The 17677-nt window shown below is 60.3% G+C and carries 17 protein-coding genes; 8 read left to right on the top strand and 9 right to left on the bottom strand.

Annotated features, from left to right (window positions below; translation table 11 throughout):
* Window positions 1-30: 30 nt before the first annotated feature.
* From leuS to holA, 3 genes are read left to right on the top strand one after another with little or no spacing between them, the layout of a single operon-like run.
* Window positions 31-2661 (top strand): leucine--tRNA ligase, encoded by a 2631-nt coding sequence (gene leuS, locus ACT6VE_RS23955; protein ID WP_444800870.1) that lies wholly within the window; start codon window positions 31-33, stop codon window positions 2659-2661.
* Window positions 2648-3172: an LPS assembly lipoprotein LptE gene (lptE, locus tag ACT6VE_RS23950; RefSeq protein WP_444800869.1), complete on the top strand. Its 525-nt coding sequence runs from the start codon at window positions 2648-2650 to the stop codon at window positions 3170-3172. Before leuS ends, lptE begins: the two co-directional genes overlap by 14 nt.
* A gap of 7 nt (window positions 3173-3179) precedes the next feature.
* Entirely contained in the window at window positions 3180-4214 is a 1035-nt protein-coding gene (gene holA / locus ACT6VE_RS23945; protein WP_444800868.1) for a DNA polymerase III subunit delta, read from the top strand.
* A gap of 53 nt (window positions 4215-4267) precedes the next feature.
* Here the strand turns inward: holA and ACT6VE_RS23940 are convergent, their stop codons facing one another.
* From ACT6VE_RS23940 to hemE, 8 genes are all read right to left on the bottom strand, one after another.
* On the bottom strand, window positions 4268-5158 hold the full coding sequence (locus tag ACT6VE_RS23940) for a ParB/RepB/Spo0J family partition protein (protein WP_444800867.1): 891 nt from the start codon (window positions 5156-5158) through the stop codon (window positions 4268-4270).
* 23 nt (window positions 5159-5181) lie between these two features.
* Complete coding sequence (locus ACT6VE_RS23935; protein ID WP_444800866.1) at window positions 5182-5976, bottom strand: ParA family protein; 795 nt, start codon at window positions 5974-5976, stop codon at window positions 5182-5184.
* Window positions 5977-5989: 13 nt separating this feature from the next.
* Window positions 5990-6622 (bottom strand): 16S rRNA (guanine(527)-N(7))-methyltransferase RsmG, encoded by a 633-nt coding sequence (gene rsmG / locus ACT6VE_RS23930; RefSeq protein WP_444800865.1) that lies wholly within the window; start codon window positions 6620-6622, stop codon window positions 5990-5992.
* Complete coding sequence (gene mnmG, locus ACT6VE_RS23925; RefSeq protein ID WP_444800921.1) at window positions 6619-8499, bottom strand: tRNA uridine-5-carboxymethylaminomethyl(34) synthesis enzyme MnmG; 1881 nt, start codon at window positions 8497-8499, stop codon at window positions 6619-6621. Before mnmG ends, rsmG begins: the two co-directional genes overlap by 4 nt.
* A 76-nt stretch (window positions 8500-8575) precedes the next feature.
* Window positions 8576-9901, bottom strand: a complete 1326-nt coding sequence (gene mnmE, locus ACT6VE_RS23920; protein ID WP_444800864.1) for a tRNA uridine-5-carboxymethylaminomethyl(34) synthesis GTPase MnmE — start codon at window positions 9899-9901, stop codon at window positions 8576-8578.
* 123 nt (window positions 9902-10024) lie between these two features.
* Complete coding sequence (gene rho, locus ACT6VE_RS23915) at window positions 10025-11290, bottom strand: transcription termination factor Rho (RefSeq protein ID WP_444800863.1); 1266 nt, start codon at window positions 11288-11290, stop codon at window positions 10025-10027.
* A gap of 185 nt (window positions 11291-11475) precedes the next feature.
* Complete coding sequence (gene hemJ / locus ACT6VE_RS23910; protein ID WP_444800862.1) at window positions 11476-12015, bottom strand: protoporphyrinogen oxidase HemJ; 540 nt, start codon at window positions 12013-12015, stop codon at window positions 11476-11478.
* Window positions 12012-13046, bottom strand: a complete 1035-nt coding sequence (hemE, locus tag ACT6VE_RS23905; RefSeq protein WP_444800861.1) for a uroporphyrinogen decarboxylase — start codon at window positions 13044-13046, stop codon at window positions 12012-12014. The genes hemJ and hemE overlap by 4 nt, the downstream gene beginning before the upstream one ends.
* A gap of 404 nt (window positions 13047-13450) precedes the next feature.
* Here hemE and ACT6VE_RS23900 point away from each other — a divergent pair, with 404 nt between their 5' ends.
* The 5 genes from ACT6VE_RS23900 to dnaQ are packed head-to-tail and all read left to right on the top strand — an operon-like array spanning window position 13451 to window position 17068.
* A complete protein-coding gene (locus tag ACT6VE_RS23900) occupies window positions 13451-14272 on the top strand; it encodes a pyruvate, water dikinase regulatory protein (protein WP_444800860.1) in 822 nt (273 codons plus the stop codon).
* Between the two features lie 29 nt (window positions 14273-14301).
* Window positions 14302-14901, top strand: coding sequence for a Maf-like protein (locus ACT6VE_RS23895; RefSeq protein WP_444800859.1), 600 nt, complete (start codon window positions 14302-14304; stop codon window positions 14899-14901).
* Window positions 14894-15751 (top strand): shikimate dehydrogenase, encoded by an 858-nt coding sequence (locus ACT6VE_RS23890; RefSeq protein WP_444800858.1) that lies wholly within the window; start codon window positions 14894-14896, stop codon window positions 15749-15751. Before ACT6VE_RS23895 ends, ACT6VE_RS23890 begins: the two co-directional genes overlap by 8 nt.
* Window positions 15751-16347, top strand: a complete 597-nt coding sequence (gene coaE, locus ACT6VE_RS23885) for a dephospho-CoA kinase (RefSeq protein WP_444800857.1) — start codon at window positions 15751-15753, stop codon at window positions 16345-16347. Before ACT6VE_RS23890 ends, coaE begins: the two co-directional genes overlap by 1 nt.
* Before the next feature lie 16 nt (window positions 16348-16363).
* A complete protein-coding gene (gene dnaQ / locus ACT6VE_RS23880) occupies window positions 16364-17068 on the top strand; it encodes a DNA polymerase III subunit epsilon (RefSeq protein ID WP_444800856.1) in 705 nt (234 codons plus the stop codon).
* An 83-nt stretch (window positions 17069-17151) separates the two neighbouring features.
* Here dnaQ and secB read toward each other — a convergent pair whose 3' ends face one another.
* On the bottom strand, window positions 17152-17628 hold the full coding sequence (secB, locus tag ACT6VE_RS23875) for a protein-export chaperone SecB (protein WP_069060538.1): 477 nt from the start codon (window positions 17626-17628) through the stop codon (window positions 17152-17154).
* Between the last annotated feature and the right edge of the window lie 49 nt (window positions 17629-17677).

Here is a 17677-nt window from a genome sequence, read left to right as displayed (position 1 = left end):
CTCCCAAAAGACTTCCGGAACATCAAAGACATGGCCACCGAACGTTACAATCCGCGCGATGCCGAACCCCGCTGGCAGGCAAAATGGAACGAAGAAAACGTCTTTCTGACCCAGAACGACGATCCGCGCGAAAAGTACTACGTGCTAGAGATGTTCCCCTATCCGTCCGGCCGCATCCACATGGGCCATGTGCGCAACTATGCGATGGGCGACGTGGTTGCCCGCTACAAGCGTGCGCGCGGCTTCAACGTGCTGCACCCGATGGGCTGGGACGCCTTCGGCATGCCCGCCGAAAACGCCGCCATGCAGAACAAGGTGCACCCGAAGAGCTGGACCTATGAAAACATCGCGACGATGCGTGCGCAGCTGAAGTCGATGGGCCTGTCGCTCGACTGGTCGCGTGAATTCGCCACCTGCGATGTCGAGTACTACCAGCGCCAGCAGCACCTGTTCCTCGACTTCCTGGAAAAGGGCCTGGTCTACCGCAAGCAGTCCAAGGTGAACTGGGACCCGGTCGACCACACCGTTCTTGCCAATGAGCAGGTCATCGATGGTCGCGGCTGGCGGTCGGGCGCGCTCGTTGAGCAGCGCGAACTGACGCAGTGGTTCTCCCGCATCACGGATTTCAGCCAGGATCTGCTCGATTCGCTGGAAACGCTCGACCAGTGGCCGGAAAAGGTCCGGCTCATGCAGAAGAACTGGATCGGCCGCTCCGAAGGCATGCTGGTGCGCTGGGAAGTGTCCAGCGGCGCCGGCCTGACGACCGAGAAGGACGTCACCGTCTATACGACGCGTCCCGACACGTTGTTCGGCGCTTCCTTCCTGGCTATTTCTGCCGATCATCCGCTGGCCCGCGAAGTTTCCGCCACCAATCCCGAGATCATGGCGTTCTGCGAGGAATGCCGCCGGCACGGGACCTCGCTCGCAGCCCTCGAAACCGCCGAGAAGAAGGGCATGGACACGGGCATCCGCGTTCGCCATCCCTTCGACGCAAGCCTGGAACTGCCGGTCTATGTCGCGAACTTCGTGTTGATGGACTACGGTACGGGCGCCATTTTCGGCTGCCCCTCCGGCGACCAGCGCGACCTCGACTTCGCCCGCAAATATGACCTGCCGGTCGTTCCTGTCGTCATGCCGAAGGATGGCGACGCCGCCACCTTCGCGATCGGCGACGAAGCCTATGTCGGCGACGGCGTGATGATCAATTCCCGCTTCCTCGACGGCCTCGGCACGGAAGAAGCATTCGAAGAGGTCGCCAAGCGCCTGAGCGCGGCCACGCTCGGCAACGCGCCGCAGGGTGAGCGCAAGGTGAATTTCCGCCTGCGCGACTGGGGCATCTCGCGCCAGCGCTATTGGGGCTGCCCGATCCCGGTCATCCATTGCGATGATTGCGGTGTCGTGCCCGTACCGAAGGCCGACCTGCCGGTGAAGCTGCCGGACGATGTCACCTTCGACAAGCCCGGCAATCCGCTCGACCGCCACCCGACCTGGCGTCATGTTGCCTGCCCGCACTGCGGCAAGGATGCCCGTCGCGAGACGGACACGATGGACACCTTCGTCGACTCGTCCTGGTATTACGCGCGCTTCACGGCCCCTTGGGAAAACAACCCGACGGATCCGGCCGCCGCCAACGCCTGGCTGCCGGTCGACCAGTATATCGGCGGCATCGAGCATGCGATCCTGCATCTGCTCTATTCGCGTTTCTTTACCCGCGCCATGCAGGTGGCCGGCCATCTCGACATCAAGGAGCCCTTCAAGGGCCTCTTCACGCAGGGCATGGTCGTGCACGAAACCTATAGCCGCGGCGAAGGCGCCAAGCGCGAATGGGTGACGCCGGCCGAAATCCGCATCGAGGAAGCCGACGGCAAGCGCAAGGCCGTGCATCTCGAATCCGGCGAAGAAATTGCCATCGGCTCGATCGAGAAGATGTCGAAGTCGAAGAAGAACGTCGTCGATCCGGACGATATCATTGCCTCCTATGGCGCCGATACCGCCCGCTTCTTCGTGCTTTCCGATTCTCCGCCGGACCGTGACGTCATCTGGTCGGAAGCCGGCGTCGAGGGCGCAAACCGTTTCGTCCAGCGCGTCTGGCGTCTCGTCTCCGAAGCTGCACCGGCCCTGAAGGCCGCCGAAAGCCACGCGGGCGCAGAGGGTGACGCACTCGCGGTCTCGCAGGCCGCACACAAGACACTGAAGGCCGTCCAGTCGGATTACGACAAGCTCGCCTTCAACAAGGCCGTCGCGCGCATCTACGAGTTTGTCAACGCAATCGCCGCACCGCTGGCAACTGCCGCTGCCGGCAAGGCCTCGCCGGAGCTCACCGCAGCCCTTCGGGAAGCCATCGGCATCCTGATCCGCATCGTCGCACCGATGACCCCGCATCTCGCGGAAGAGTGCTGGCGCGAAATCGGCGGCGAAGGCCTCGTGGCAATGACAGCCTGGCCGTCCTATGATGATAGTCTGGTCATCGAAAACGAGATCACCCTGCCCGTGCAGATCAACGGCAAGAAGCGTGCGGATTTGACAATCGCCCGCGATGCGGACCAGAGTGCGGTCGAAGCAGCCGTGCTGGCCCTCGAGGCCGTCCAGGTAGCACTTGCCGGTAAGCACCCCAAGAAGATCATCGTCGTACCGCAGAGGATCGTGAATGTTGTTGTCTGACGGAACCGGCCTCTCGCGGCTCGGCAAGGCACTCGCCGGCATCGCGCTTCTCGGTGCGCTCGCCGGGTGCCAGGTGCGCCCGCTCTATTCCACGGCTGCCGGCACGGAAGGCAAGCTCGCCTCCGTCTCCATTTCGGAGGCCGACGACCGCGTGGAACAGCAGGTCCGCAACGACCTGATCTTCCTCTTCGCAGGCGGCGCAGGCGAACCGCAGAACGCCCTCTATCACCTCGATCTCAACGTCTCAGTGCGCAATATCGGCGTCCTGATCGATGTGGCGGACGATGTTCCGCGTGCCGGTCGCATCGTCGTGTCGGCGGACTATAACCTGGTGAAGTCTGACTCCGGCGAAACAATTACGTCCGGCAAACGCTCAGCCGTCGCGCTGGTCGATTTCCCGATCCAGGAATTCGCCAAGCTACGCGCTGTTCGCGATGCAGAAAACCGTGGCGCACGCGAATTGGCAGAGTTGGTCCGCGCAGACGTTGCGTCGGCCCTCGGCCGTCGCTGAGCCGGCTATGGCCGAGATCAAATCGCACGAATTCGATGGTTTCCTGAAACGGAAGCCTTTGCCTGCTCGCCTGCTCCTCATCTACGGACCCGACCGGGGCCTCGTTTCCGAACGCGCCTCAGCGCTCGCCGCAGCCAGCGGTGTCGATCTCAAGGACGCCTTCTCCGTCGTGAAGCTTGATGCAAGCGACATCGGAAGCCACCCGGGACGCCTTATCGACGAGATGAATGCGATCGGTCTTTTCGGCGGCGATCGTCTCGTCTGGATCCGTAACGCCGGCAGCGAGAAGGGCGTTTCCGATGCCCTGGAAATCCTCTCACGTAGTCCGGCAGGCCCCTCCACACTCCTTATCGAAGCCAGCGACCTCAAGAAGGGCGCGGCCCTGCGCAAGGCGGCAGAATCCTCCGCCCAGATCGTCGCCGTCCCCTGTTATGCCGATGACGGCCGGGCCTTGCAGGCGTTGATCGATCAGGAACTGACGGCCGAAAACCTGCGAATTTCCCCCGCCGCGCGCCAGCGCCTGACGGAAACCATCGGCGGCGACAGGCTGGCCTCTCGCAACGAGGTACGCAAGCTGGCACTTTATTGTCGCGGCAAGGCGCTTGTCGAGGAGCAGGATGTCGAAGAAATCGTCGGGGACGCCAGTGCGATCTCGACCGATGACGCCATCGACGCCATCCTCAAGGGCGACCGCGATGGCTTCATGCACGCTATCCAGAAGATCGTTTCCTCCAAGACGCCGGTCTTTCTCGTCTTGCAAGGTTGCCTGCGGCAGTTCCAGCTTATGGAACTGATGCGTGCAGAAATGGACGAAAAGCGGGCGCCTGCCGCACAGGCCATGGCGACCTTGGGCCGTCATCTCCATTTCCGCCGCAAACCGATTGTGGAGAATGCGCTCAAAACCTGGACAGCGCCGGCCATTCGGCGTGAAACACAGCGCCTGCAAGCAGCAATCCTGCAAACCCGGCAACGCGCTGCCCTGGAGGACACGATCGCCATGCAGACCATGCTGGCGACCGTACTTCAGTCTGGCCGACGTTGAATCCGGCTAAGGATTTATAAGCTTAGCGGCGGAGTATTAGTTTTCTGAAAGACTTAGCGCCGCTCTAGAAGCCGGCAGATTTCTTCGAGCTGTTCCAGCGTCTTGTAGGCGATACGAAGCTGGCCGCCGCCACCCTTGTGATTGACGGTAACATCAAGGCCGAGGACATCCGAAAGCGTTCGCTCCAATGCTAGCGTATCGGCATCCTTCTCCTCCTTGCGCGGCGTCTGCGCATGGTTCGGGTCGCTCTGTGCCTTGATATCGTTCTGAGCAAGACGCTCCGTATCCCGTACGGACATGCCCTTTGCCACCACAGCCTTCGCCAAGACAGTCGGATCCGACGTCGGAATGAGCGCCCGCGCGTGCCCGGCCGATAGCGTGCCCGATGCAAGCATCTCGCGCACAGGCTCCGGCAGCTTCAACAGGCGCAGACTGTTTGCCACATGGCTGCGGCTCTTGCCGATGATCTCGCCAAGATCGTTCTGCGTGTAACCATGATCGGCGATCAGCAGCTCGTAACCCATCGCTTCTTCCAGCGCGTTGAGGTCCGAGCGCTGGACATTTTCCACGATCGCGATTTCCAGCGCCGTGCGGTCGTCCACGTCGCGGATGATAACCGGGATTTCAATCAATCCTGCAAGCTGCGCCGCGCGCCAGCGGCGCTCGCCGGCGATGATTTCATAGCGGCTTTCTGCAATCGTACGCACGACGACGGGCTGGACAATACCGTGCTGGCGAATGGAGGACGCGAGATCCTGCAACTCGGATTCGTCAAAATAGCGCCGCGGATTGCGCGGGTTTCGACCGATAAACTCGATCGGCACAAGCCGATCGGGATTGACCGCCGGGCGATCGCCGACATCAGCGGCCGGCATCTGGTCCATCTCCCCGATCAGTGCCGCGAGGCCGCGGCCGAGGCGCCGCTTGGAGGTGTCATCGTTCATCGGTTCTACTCACGGATACTGAATCAAGCAGCCTTGCGCTGCCTTTCTCGCTGGATCACCTCGGAAGCAAGCTGAAGGTAGGCCTGACTTCCGGCGCACTTGAGATCATAAAGAATCGCGGGCTTGCCATAGGAAGGTGCTTCCGAAACACGCACATTGCGCGGAATGAGCGTATGATAAACCTTCTCGCCGAGATGCGTACGCACATCATTGACAACCTGCTGGGCCAGATTATTGCGCGAATCAAACATGGTGAGAACGATGCCCTGGATGTCCAGCCGTGGATTGACGGTACGACGTACCTGATCGACCGTTTCCAGAAGCTGGCTGAGGCCTTCAAGGGCAAAAAACTCGCACTGCAATGGCACCAGCACGGAATGGGCGGCCGCCATTGCGTTCATCGTCAAAAGATTGAAGGACGGCGGGCAATCAACCAGCACGTAAGAGTAAGACAACGCGTCGTCGGACGCGAGCGCACGCTTCAAGCGGAAGACCCGGTCGTTCTGCTGTGCAATTTCCATTTCGATGCCAAGCAGGTCCATCGTCGATGGAATGATCGACAGATTGGGCACCGCGGTCGGCACCGCGGTCTCGGCGACACCATGACTGCCGATCAAAAGATCAAACGACGACAGCTCGCGATTGCGACGATCGATACCCAAGCCGGTGCTGGCATTTCCCTGGGGGTCGAGATCGACAATCAGGACCCGCTCGCCGATCGCCGCCAGCGCCGTCGCGAGATTGATTGCCGTCGTGGTTTTCCCAACGCCGCCCTTCTGGTTCGCAATCGTGATGATCCGGTTCTTTTCGCCTGCCATGGACATGCAATCCCTAAGGTTTTCGCGAAAGGTGCGAGAGTTCGAGCACGACAGAATCCGGCTCGACAACACTGGCATGTTTTACCAGATCGAATCTCCACCGACCAAGCGCTTTATCAACCTCCCTCTGGTAATCCCGCCCTTTGTGCAGAAAAAGCCGCAAATCCGGATTTCGCTCCGCCCAAGGCTGGCCGAATTCCAGGATTAGGTCGAGATCTGCCAATGCGCGGGCGGAAATCGCATCACACTGGGGAACTATCAAAGGTGCCTCCTCGATGCGAATCGCATGGACCGATGCGCGCGCGCCGGTTTCGCGAATTGCTGTTCGCAGGAAAGCAGCCTTCTTGTTGTTGCTCTCGACCAGATGAACCCAGCCGTCTCCCCGCTCTGCAAGGAGAATGCCGGTCACGATGCCAGGGAAACCACCGCCGCTGCCGAGATCTACCCATGTCCGGGCACCGGGATAAAGCGCGTGTATCTGCGCGCTGTCTACGACATGCCGCGACCAGACCTCCGATAGCGTTGACGGCGCAACCAGATTGATGGCCTTCGCCCATTTTTGAAAAAGCGCAACGAAGCCGTTCAGCCTCTCCACAGTTTCACGTGAAACATTCAGGCCAGCCAAATCGCGAGGCAGAGTCTTCATATATTGGCAACCTTTTGCGCCACGTCCGCTGGCAGACGCTTGAGATATGCGAGGAGAAGGGTCAGCGCCGCTGGCGTCATGCCATCGACACGCGACGCCTGCGAGAGGTTTGATGGCCTTGTCGCGGCAAGCTTCTGGCGGAGCTCGATCGACAGGCCGGGTAGCGTGCTGAAGTCAAAGTCATCCGGAATTCGGCGATCCTCTTCACGGCGCGCTTCGGCGATGTCCGTTTCCTGCCGATTCATATAGACAGCGTAAGTGGCCTCGATTTCGATTGCATCCCGAACACGCGGCACAAATGCCGCCAGTTCTTCCGGCCAAATTGCCGCGAGATCTTTAAAATTAATGCCGGGATAGGCAAGCAGGTCATAACCGCTCCGCCGGACACCGTCAAAATTGATTTTAATACCATGCGATGCCGCCTCATTCGGCGAGAGCCTCAGCATCTGCAGCCTGTTTCGAGCGGTCTGCATGTCGCCTGACCATTGCGCAAAACGGTCCTGGCGCGGTTTAGCGACAATCCCGAGGTCGATACCAAGTGGTGTCAGCCGGGCATCGGCATTGTCCGCCCGCAAGGACAACCGGTATTCCGCGCGGGAGGTAAACATCCGATACGGTTCACTGACACCACGCGATGTCAGGTCATCGATCATCACGCCGATATAGCTGTCTGTCCGGCTGAAGATGTGACCATCGCTGCCCGCCGCACGGCGTGCGGCATTGAGACCCGCGACCAGCCCCTGCGCCGCCGCCTCTTCGTAGCCGGTCGTGCCATTGATTTGCCCTGCGAGAAAGAGGCCGGGTTGACGTTTGACTTCCAGCGTCGCCGACAGCTCCCGCGGATCGACATGATCGTATTCGATCGCATAACCGGGCTGCAGGATCGTCACTTCTTCCAAACCAGGAATGGTTCGGATGAACGCCTCCTGCACATCGGCGGGAAGCGAGGTGGAAATGCCATTCGGATAGACAGTATGGTCATCCAGACCTTCCGGCTCCAGGAAAATCTGGTGCCCGTCCCGCTCCCCGAACCGGACAATCTTGTCTTCAATCGACGGGCAGTACCGTGGCCCAACACCTTCGATCTGCCCGGAATACATGGCGGACTTGCCGATGTTTTCTTCGATGATGCGATGCGTCGCCGGTGTCGTGCGGGTCACGCCGCATTCAATCTGCGGCGTCGTGATCCGATCCGTCATTAACGAGAACGGCACGGGCTCTTCGTCGGCTGCCTGTCTACCGACGGCATCCCACCTGATTGACCGTCCATCCAGACGTGCAGGCGTTCCGGTCTTCAGGCGTCCCAGGGCGAAGCCAAGCCGTTCGAAGGTTGCGGAAAGCCCGATCGATGGGGCCTCGCCAACACGGCCAGCCGGAATCTTTTCGCTTCCGATATGAATGAGGCCGCGCAGGAACGTGCCCGTCGTGATAACCACGGCGCGGCAAGATAGTCGGCGCCCATCCTTCATGATCAGTGCTTCGAGCAGTCCGTCAGAGAACGCGAGATCAAAGGCATCCCCTTCGATAACGTCCAAGCCAGAAATGCCGGCAATCTCGGCCTGCATCGCCTGAAGGTAGAGCTTCCTGTCGGCCTGCGTGCGTGGGCCGCGAACTGCAGGGCCCTTTTTGCGATTTAGCAAGCGAAACTGGATGCCGGCGCGATCTGCAACGCGACCCATCAGGCCGTCCAGGGCATCGACTTCGCGGACGAGATGGCCCTTGCCGAGACCGCCGATCGCGGGATTACAGGACATAGTGCCGATCGTTGCCGCTTTATGCGTGACCAGAGCCGTCCTAGCGCCAGACCGAGCGGCCGCTGCCGCAGCCTCGACGCCTGCATGGCCGCCACCCACGACGATGACATCGTAGCTATTCATAACCGTCATATCGCACCTACCTGTTTCACGTGAAACGCTCGAAACGACTCGTGCACGTTGTGGTGTTTCACGTGAATCATTTGCCAATACAAAATTCCGAAAAGATGACATCGAGCAAATTCTCGACATCGACGCGACCTGTTACCCGTCCAAGCGCATGGCCAGCCAGGCGAAGATATTCCGCCCGTATATCCAAGCCTTCCGCGCCCGATGCGAGCGCGAACTGTATTTGCTTCCGGGCCTCGGCCAGGTTTGCGACATGTCGCTGCCGTGTCGGAAGCGCCAGAGCGCTGCCAGTTTCCAGATCCGGGAGATACCGTCCTATCGCGCTGAGTAGATCCGGTATGCCATCGCCAGACTTCACGGAGATCATAACATCTGCACCACCTTGTGGCCAAGACGGATCCACCTTATCCGCTTTCGTACCGACGCGAATGACCGGCCCTCCGTAGGTCTCGTTCAGCACAGGCCAATCGGCGCCTGGTTCTTCAGACAGCAACAGAATGAGATGCGCTTGCGACATGGAGACATGTGTCCGTCGAATGCCCTCTCGCTCGACCACATCATCGGTCTCGCGCAGGCCGGCGGTATCGTACAGACGAACTGCAAAGCCGGATAGATCGAGGTCGACGTGCAAGACGTCCCGCGTGGTTCCCGGCACGTCCGTAACAATTGCGATATCCCGCCTGGCGAGGTGGTTCAGCAGGCTCGATTTCCCGGCGTTCGGAGGCCCAGCGATAACGACATTTAAACCATCACGGACGATTTCCCCGTTTTTTGCTTCCGCAAGATGGTTAAAAATGTCTTGTTCCAGTCCATGCATGTCGTGCCAGATCGCGTCAGCAACCGATCCGGGAACGTCATCTTCATCTGCGAAGTCCAGCTCCGCTTCGATCATGGCTCGGGCGTGGGTCAAACGTTTCGCCCACGAATCGTAAACGGCGGACAAGCCGCCCGATGCCTGTTCCGCTGCAAGCCGACGCTGCATCTCGGTCTCGGCGCCGATAAGGTCGGCGAGGCCCTCCGCCTCCACCAGATCCATTCGCCCGTTCAGAAAGGCCCGCCGCGAAAACTCGCCAGCCTCTGCCGCACGCAATCCTTCACGGGCTGCAAGCGTCGCCAGGACGATTTTTACCGTCGCGCGCCCCCCGTGAATCTGAAATTCAACGCAATCTTCACCGGTAAACGAATTGGGCCCGGGAAAATACAACACGATCCCTTCATCGAGCAGCGCATCGTTCCGGTCGCGAATCGGTAGAAGCGACGCGCGCCGTGGCAAAGGAACGCGACCGCATAGGCCTTCGATCGTATCCCTGCTCTGCGGGCCGCTCACGCGGACCACCGCTACGCCGGAGGGCAACCCGCCGCTCGACAAGGCAAAAATCGTGTCTCTGGTCGTCATCGTCCTGCCGTTCCGCATCCGAATCGATTGATTTGTTTCGGTTTAGAATCGATTTATGTTTCACAAACGAAAATGGCCCCGTCTTGCGGCGGGACCATGGGATGAACGGAGCGGCAGAACCGATCAGGTGTTCATCGAATCGAAGAAATCGCCGTTGCTCTTTGTCTGCTTCAGCTTGTCGATCAGGAACTCGATCGCATCCGTCGTGCCCATCGGGGCGAGGATGCGACGGAGAACGAAGATCTTCTGGAGATCCCCGCGCGGCACGAGCAGGTCTTCCTTGCGCGTACCGGACTTGAGGATATCCATCGCCGGGAAGATGCGCTTGTCGGCGACCTTGCGGTCCAGCACGATTTCCGAGTTGCCGGTGCCCTTGAACTCTTCGAAGATCACTTCGTCCATGCGGCTGCCCGTATCGATGAGGGCCGTCGCGATGATGGTCAGCGAACCGCCTTCCTCGATGTTACGCGCAGCACCGAAGAAGCGCTTCGGGCGCTGGAGAGCGTTGGCGTCGACACCGCCGGTCAGAACCTTGCCGGACGACGGCACAACGGTGTTGTAGGCGCGTCCAAGGCGGGTGATCGAGTCGAGCAGAATGACGACGTCGCGGCCGTGCTCGACAAGCCGCTTGGCTTTTTCAATGACCATTTCGGCGACCTGCACGTGGCGTGTCGCCGGCTCGTCGAACGTGGAGGATACCACTTCACCCTTCACAGAGCGCTGCATGTCCGTCACTTCTTCCGGACGCTCGTCGATCAGGAGAACGATGAGATAACATTCCGGATGGTTCGCCGTGATCGAATGAGCGATGTTCTGCAGCAGAACCGTCTTACCCGTGCGCGGCGGGGCGACGATGAGGCCGCGCTGGCCCTTGCCGAGCGGTGCCACCAGATCGATGACCCGCGGGGAAAGATCCTTCGACGTCGGAACATCGAGTTCCATCTTGAAGCGCTCGTTTGGATAAAGCGGCGTCAGATTGTCGAAATGGACCTTGTGACGGATCTTTTCCGGATCGTCGAAATTGATCGTGTTGACCTTGAGGAGCGCAAAATAGCGCTCGCCTTCCTTGGGTCCACGGATCGGTCCTTCCACCGTATCGCCGGTCTTCAACGAGAAGCGGCGGATCTGGGAAGGGGAGATGTAGATGTCATCCGGGCCTGGCAGGTAGTTCGCATTGGCCGAGCGCAGGAAGCCGAAACCGTCCTGCAGCACTTCCACGACACCCTCGCCGATGATCTCGACATCCTGCGAGGCCAGCATCTTCAGCATGGCAAACATCAATTCCTGTTTGCGCATCGTGCTCGCGTTTTCGACCTCAAGCGATTCAGCAAAAGCAAGGAGATCGGTCGGAGTCTTGTTCTTCAGGTCTTGTAGCTTCATTTCGGCCATGAATGGTCCATGCTGGGATCGTCGGGGTGGGAAAAGGCGTGCGGGTCAAGGACGAACTGCGGGGGGTCCGGTGCAGTTCACTGAACGAATACACATGCCACGAGAGATGAGATGCGGCGAAACTAGCGGTTCCGGCGCTGCCTCGCAAGGGGGCGTGGAAATTTCGTCTGTTTTGTCGCGCCGGCCTAGAACGGTTTGACCACCACCATGACGACGATGAGGATCATCAGGAGGGCCGGCGCCTCGTTCCAGATGCGCCATTGCCGGCCGGTTTTGGTGTTTTTTTCATCGGCAAAGGCTTTGACTGCGTTGCCGTAAAAGTGATGAACACCCGTCAAAAGCACGACGAAAGCAAGCTTGGCATGGAGCCATCCGCCCTGAAAACCATAGACGGACCAGGCGAGATAGAGGCCGAGCAGCCAGGAAAGCCCCATGGCCGGCTGCATGATGGTGCGGTAGAGCCGTTGCTCCATCACCTTGAATGTTTCCGACTGGACGGAACCAGCCGGCGCGTCCGTGTGGTAGACGAAGAGCCGCGGCAGGTAGAGCAGCCCCGCCATCCACGAGATGACGGCGATGATGTGCAACGCCTTGATCCACAGATACAAATCGTCAGGCGGAAAGGCGATCAGGACGGCGGCCAGAAGGGCGAAGACACCAAGGGCGACCGCCGCACGCAGTCGTGCCCGGCGCCCGGCGCTTTCGCCCGTCTGTTTCTCGCTCACTGGTTTTCTCCGCGAACGCGCGCCACCAGGCGCATGACGTTTTCCGGATCGGCCTGCGGCGTGATCCCGTGGCCGAGATTGAAGATCAGCGGGCCATTGCCCAGAGCTTGCAGGATGGCGTCGATGCCCTCGTCCAGAGCAACACCGCCAGCGACGACACGCATAGGATCGAGATTGCCCTGTACCGGCCCGTCCTTCTGCAGATCGGCGGCGAAGGACAGCGGCACTGACCAATCGAGCCCGATTGCGTCCGCCCGTGTCTCCTGCCGATAGGTCTTCAAAAGCAGACCGGCGCCCTTGGCGAAAGCGATCACCTTGGCGTGCGGACGACGGGATTTCACCGAATCGATGATTCTCCGCACGGGCCGCACGGCGTATTCGGCAAATTCCTTCTCGCCGAGAACGCCAGCCCAGGAGTCGAAAATCTGCACCACGTCGACCCCGGCATCGATCTGCGCCACGAGATAGTCGGCGGACAGTTCGGCCAGCACATCGAGCAGCTGTGCGAAGGCGCGGGGCTCCTTGTAGGCAAAAAGGCGTGCTGGTGCCTGGTCCGGCGTTCCCTGACCGGCGATCATATAGGTCGCAACGGTCCAGGGAGCCCCGCAGAAGCCAATCAGGGCCGTTTCCTGTGGCACGGCCTGCCGGATGCGACCAACCGCTTCCATGACCGGCTGGAGGTGATTGTGAACGTCATCCCCTTTCAGGGCAAAAATGCCGTCGGCGTCGATCGGATCGAGACGTGGTCCGTGGCCTTCCTCAAAACGCACATTGCGCTTCAGGGCATCGGGAATGACGAGGATATCGGAAAACAGGATCGCCGCATCAAAGCCATAGCGGCGGATCGGCTGGAGCGTGACTTCCGTTGCCAGTGCCGGCGAATAACAGAGATCGAGGAAACTTCCGGCTTCTGCACGCGTGGCCCTGTACTCCGGCAGATGACGTCCAGCCTGCCGCATCAGCCAGACGGGAGGCGGAGACACCGTCTTGCCGTTCAGGACTTCGACGATCTTCCGGCTTTTCGCAGACATCGCGGGGTTCTCCAATAAAGAAATAATCTCTCTTAAAAGGGTTTCTATTTCTTAGAGTCGGTGACTATCAAGGATTAAATCCTCTCCACAGCCGACGGGTCTCAGCGCACAGACGGTGGAAAAAGCAAACGGCTGAATGCGATTTTCACCGCAGAACAGGGAAAACAGGATTCCTCTTTTGGAATCAAAATGATTCCCGATGCAGCCCAAAGCGCTTTCCTGTGGATAGGCTGTGGGCAAACGCGACACTTTGCCATGCTGTGAGTCTTATCCACAAGCGCCCTGAATCGCTTTCCTCGCGACCGCCATTTGTGGATAAATCGGCACTTATCCTCTTGCCTCCGCCCCCCTGCCGTTCTTAGCTGCTGTTTATCCCGGGTCATCAACAGGGGGTCGAGGATATTGTGGAAAGCACCAAAAACTACTTCCATCTGCACCTCATTTCGGACTCGACGGGCGAAACGCTGATTGCGGCGGGACGGGCGGCGGCGGCGCAGTTCCAGTCTTCGCAGGCGCTCGAACACGTCTATCCGCTGGTCCGAAACCGCAAGCAGCTGATGCCGGTGCTCGACGCGATCGATGGTGCGCCCGGCATCGTGCTCTATACGATCGTCGATCGGGAGCTGTCGGACATCATCGACCAGCGCTGCCGCGAGATGGGCGTTCCCTGTGTTTCCGTGCTCGAGCCGGTGATCGATCTCTTTCAGTCCTATCTCGGTGCACCGTCGCGCCGCCGGGTCGGTGCGCAACATGTGATGAATGCGGAATACTTCGCCCGCATCGACGCGTTGAACTTCACGATGGATCATGATGACGGGCAGCTTCCCGCCAATCTGGAGGAGGCCGATGTCATCCTCGTCGGTATCAGCCGCACGTCCAAGACGCCGACCAGCATCTATCTCGCCAATCGCGGCATCAAGACAGCCAATGTGCCGATCGTGCTCGGCGTGCCGCTGCCGGACCGGTTGTCGACGACGACGAAACCGCTGGTCGTCGGCCTGATCGCCACGACGGACCGGATTGCCCAGGTGCGACAGAACCGGCTGCTCGGACAGACACAGGATTTTCGCGGCGAAGACTATATCGACCGGGCGCAGATTTCCGAGGAATTGAAATATGCGCGCGCCATCTGCGCGCGTCATAACTGGCCGATCATCGACGTGACGCGCCGCTCGATCGAGGAAACGGCCGCCGCCATCGTTGCGCTTCGTCCCAAGCTTCGCTAACGCGGGGAAAGACCCACGGAGATATCTGGATGACGGTGCCCCTGATCCTGGCTTCGCAAAGCCCCTTTCGCCGCATGCTCATGGAAAATGCCGGCCTGACCTTTGAAACGCAGGCGGCCGAGATTGATGAGCGTGCCGCGGAGGCGGCCCTTGCCGCGCACAATCCAACGCCGCAAGGGATTGCCGAGGCACTGGCAATCGAGAAGGCGCGGGACGTTGCTCGGCGCAATCCGAGTTCCCTGGTGATTGGCTCGGACCAGACGCTTTCGCTTGAGGGCCTTGTATTTCACAAGCCGGCGGATATGGCGGAGGCCAAGTCGCACCTGACGGCGATGTCGGGGAAAACCCATTCGCTGAACTGCGGCATTGCGCTGGTGCGGGATGGGGAAACGCTCTGGAGCGACGTTTCCATTGCTAACCTGACGATGCGGCCGTTGTCCGAAGCCTTCATCGACCGCCATCTCGCGCGGGTGGGTGCGCGTGTTCTGGCCAGCGTCGGCGCCTATCAGCTCGAAGGAGAAGGGGTCCAGCTCTTCGAGCGGATCGACGGCGACTACTTTACCATCCTCGGCCTGCCACTGCTTCCGTTGCTGGCTAAACTTCGCGATCTCGGTGCCATCGATGCATGATTCACGTGAAACAATCGCCCATCATGCCTTCGTGACGGGCTACCCGGTCAAACATTCCCGCTCGCCGCTCATTCACGGCTACTGGCTGGAAACCCTGGGGATTCATGGTTCCTACACGCGCCAAGAGATTTCGCCAGAGGATTTCGCCGGCTTCGTTTCTCGGTTGAAGAGTGGTGAATCCGGCTTCATCGGTGGCAATGTGACCATCCCGCACAAGGAGACGGCCTTTGCGCTGGCCGACAGGCCGGATGCCCTGAGCGAAGAACTCGGAGCCTCGAACACGCTCTGGCTCGAGGACGGTGCGCTTCACGCGACGAACACGGACGGTTTTGGTTTTCTTGCCAATCTCGATGCCGCTGCACCGGGTTGGGACAAGACCGATCGCGCCGTTGTTCTCGGGGCAGGAGGGGCGAGCCGGGCGATCATCCAGGCCGTGCGCGATCGTGGTGTCGGTGAAATTCATGTGGTGAACCGCACCGTCGCGCGGGCGCAGGAACTGGCCGACCGTTTTGGGCCAAAGGTCCATGCGCACGACATGGCAGCCTTGTCTGAAGTGTCGAAAGCGGCCGGGCTTTTCGTCAACACGACGTCGCTTGGCATGGACGGAGAGCCGGCGCCGGATTTCGATTTTTCGCCGCTCGCCCAGGGCGCGGTGGTGACGGACATCGTTTATGTACCCCTGGTCACGCCCATTCTCAGCCAGGCGAAGGCGCAGGGGTTTGCCACGGTGGATGGCCTCGGCATGTTGTTGCACCAGGCGGCACCCGGCTTCGAAAAGTGGTTTGGTCAAAGACCGACCGTCGATGCAGAACTGCGTCGACGGATCCTTGCGGATATGGAGGCCCATTGATGATCGTGCTCGGCCTCACCGGATCGATCGGGACCGGAAAGTCGACGACTGCTCAGATGTTTTCCGATCTGGGTGTGCCGGTGTACGATGCGGATGCAACGGTTCATGACCTGTATCAAAGGGAGGCCGTGGCGCCGGTGGCCGAGCGATTTCCCGAGGCGCTGAACGGCGATGCCATCGACCGGAAAGCGTTGTCGGCTGTTCTGGCGCAGGCGCCCGAGCGTTTTCGCGAGCTGGAGGCCGTCATCCACCCCCTTGTGCGGGCGCGGGAAAACGCCTTTCTTGATACGGAGCGTCGGAACGGATCGATGCTCGTGCTGCTCGATATTCCGCTGCTCTATGAAACGGGCGGCGAAAAGCGGGTGGACAAGGTGGTCGTCGTCACCTGTGATTCGGAGACGCAAAGGCAGCGGGTGCTTGCCCGCCCCGGCATGACGGCGGAAAAATTCGAGTTGATCCTGTCGCGCCAGATGCCGGATGCGGAAAAGCGCCGGCGGGCCGATTTCCTCATCGATACGGGCCGGGGGCTTGAAGCGGCGCGCAAACAGGTGGAAGAGGTTTTGCTGGAATTGCGTCAAAGCAAACCCATAGCTTGAAGGGACGGCAGGACTGATGCGCGAGATCATCTTCGATACGGAAACGACCGGCCTCGACAACAAGCTCGACCGCGTCATCGAGATCGGCGGCGTGGAGCTGGAAAACCATTTTCCCACCGGCCGCACGCTCCACCTCTATATCAATCCGGGCGACCGCAAGGTCCATCCCGATGCGCTTGCCGTGCACGGCATCACCGACGAATCCCTGAAGGACAAACCCTCCTTCGGCGAGGTGGTTGAAAAAATCCTCGACTTCTTTGGCGAGGCTCGATGGGTCGCGCACAATGCCAACTTCGACATGGGCTTCATGAATGCCGAGCTGGACCGGCTCGGCCGGCCGCCGATCCTGCAGGAACGGGTGACGGACACCTTGGCGCTGGCGCGCCGAAAACATCCGATGGGGCCGAATTCGCTCGATGCCCTCTGCCGGCGCTACGGCATCGACAATTCGCACCGCACGCAACACGGCGCACTGCTCGACTCCGAACTACTCGCCGAAGTCTATATCGAAATGCTCGGCGGCCGGCAGGCTGCACTTGGCCTCGGCACGGCCGAAATGGGTCGCAGGACCCTGGTCGAGGCCGAGGATGAGGTTGCCCTGCAACACGGCGTGCGGCCGAAGCCGCTTGCGGCCCGCCTTACCGAGAAAGAGAAAGCCGCGCACGCTGCCATGGTGGGCACGATGGGCGACAAGGCGATCTGGGCGAAGTACGACGCCTGAATCCGGCTCATTATTGTAACGCAAAAGAAAACGCCCGGTCACCAAGTGGCCGGGCGTCGTTGTTTGAAAAATTGTAAGTCGGTTTAGTTGGCCTGAACCTTGGCCTTGACCTGTTCTTCGGCCATGCGCTGGCTGAACATCTGGGCAAAGTCGATCGGGTCGATCATCAGCGGCGGAAAGCCGCCGTTGCGGGTGGCGTCGGAAATGATCTGGCGCGCGAAGGGGAAGAGCAGGCGCGGGCACTCGATGAAGAGAACCGGCAGCATGTGCTCCTGCGGGAAACCCGTGACGCGGAAGACGCCGCCATAGGCGAGCTCGGCGTTGAACAGCATCTTGTCGCCGTCCTTGGCTTCGGCGTTCAGCGACAGGATGACGTCGAAGTCCGTTTCGGAAAGCGGGTTGGCGTTGACGTTGACGCTGATATTGATCGCCGGCGCCTTGTCACGGGCCTGCAGCGACCGCGGTGCGCCCGGGTTTTCGAAGGAGAAATCCTTCACATACTGCGCCAGGATGTTGAGCGAAGGGCTCGCGGCGGAATTGTCGGACACTGCGTCGGTCATGGAAACGATCCTCGGGGACTTAAGAAAGTCAGGCCATCTATCATTTCGG

Source organism: Shinella sp. (genome assembly GCF_052438155.1).
Lineage (GTDB): Bacteria > Pseudomonadota > Alphaproteobacteria > Rhizobiales > Rhizobiaceae > Shinella.
Note: the sequence above shows the minus strand (reverse complement) of the source record. Positions and strands in the feature narration are given on the sequence as shown.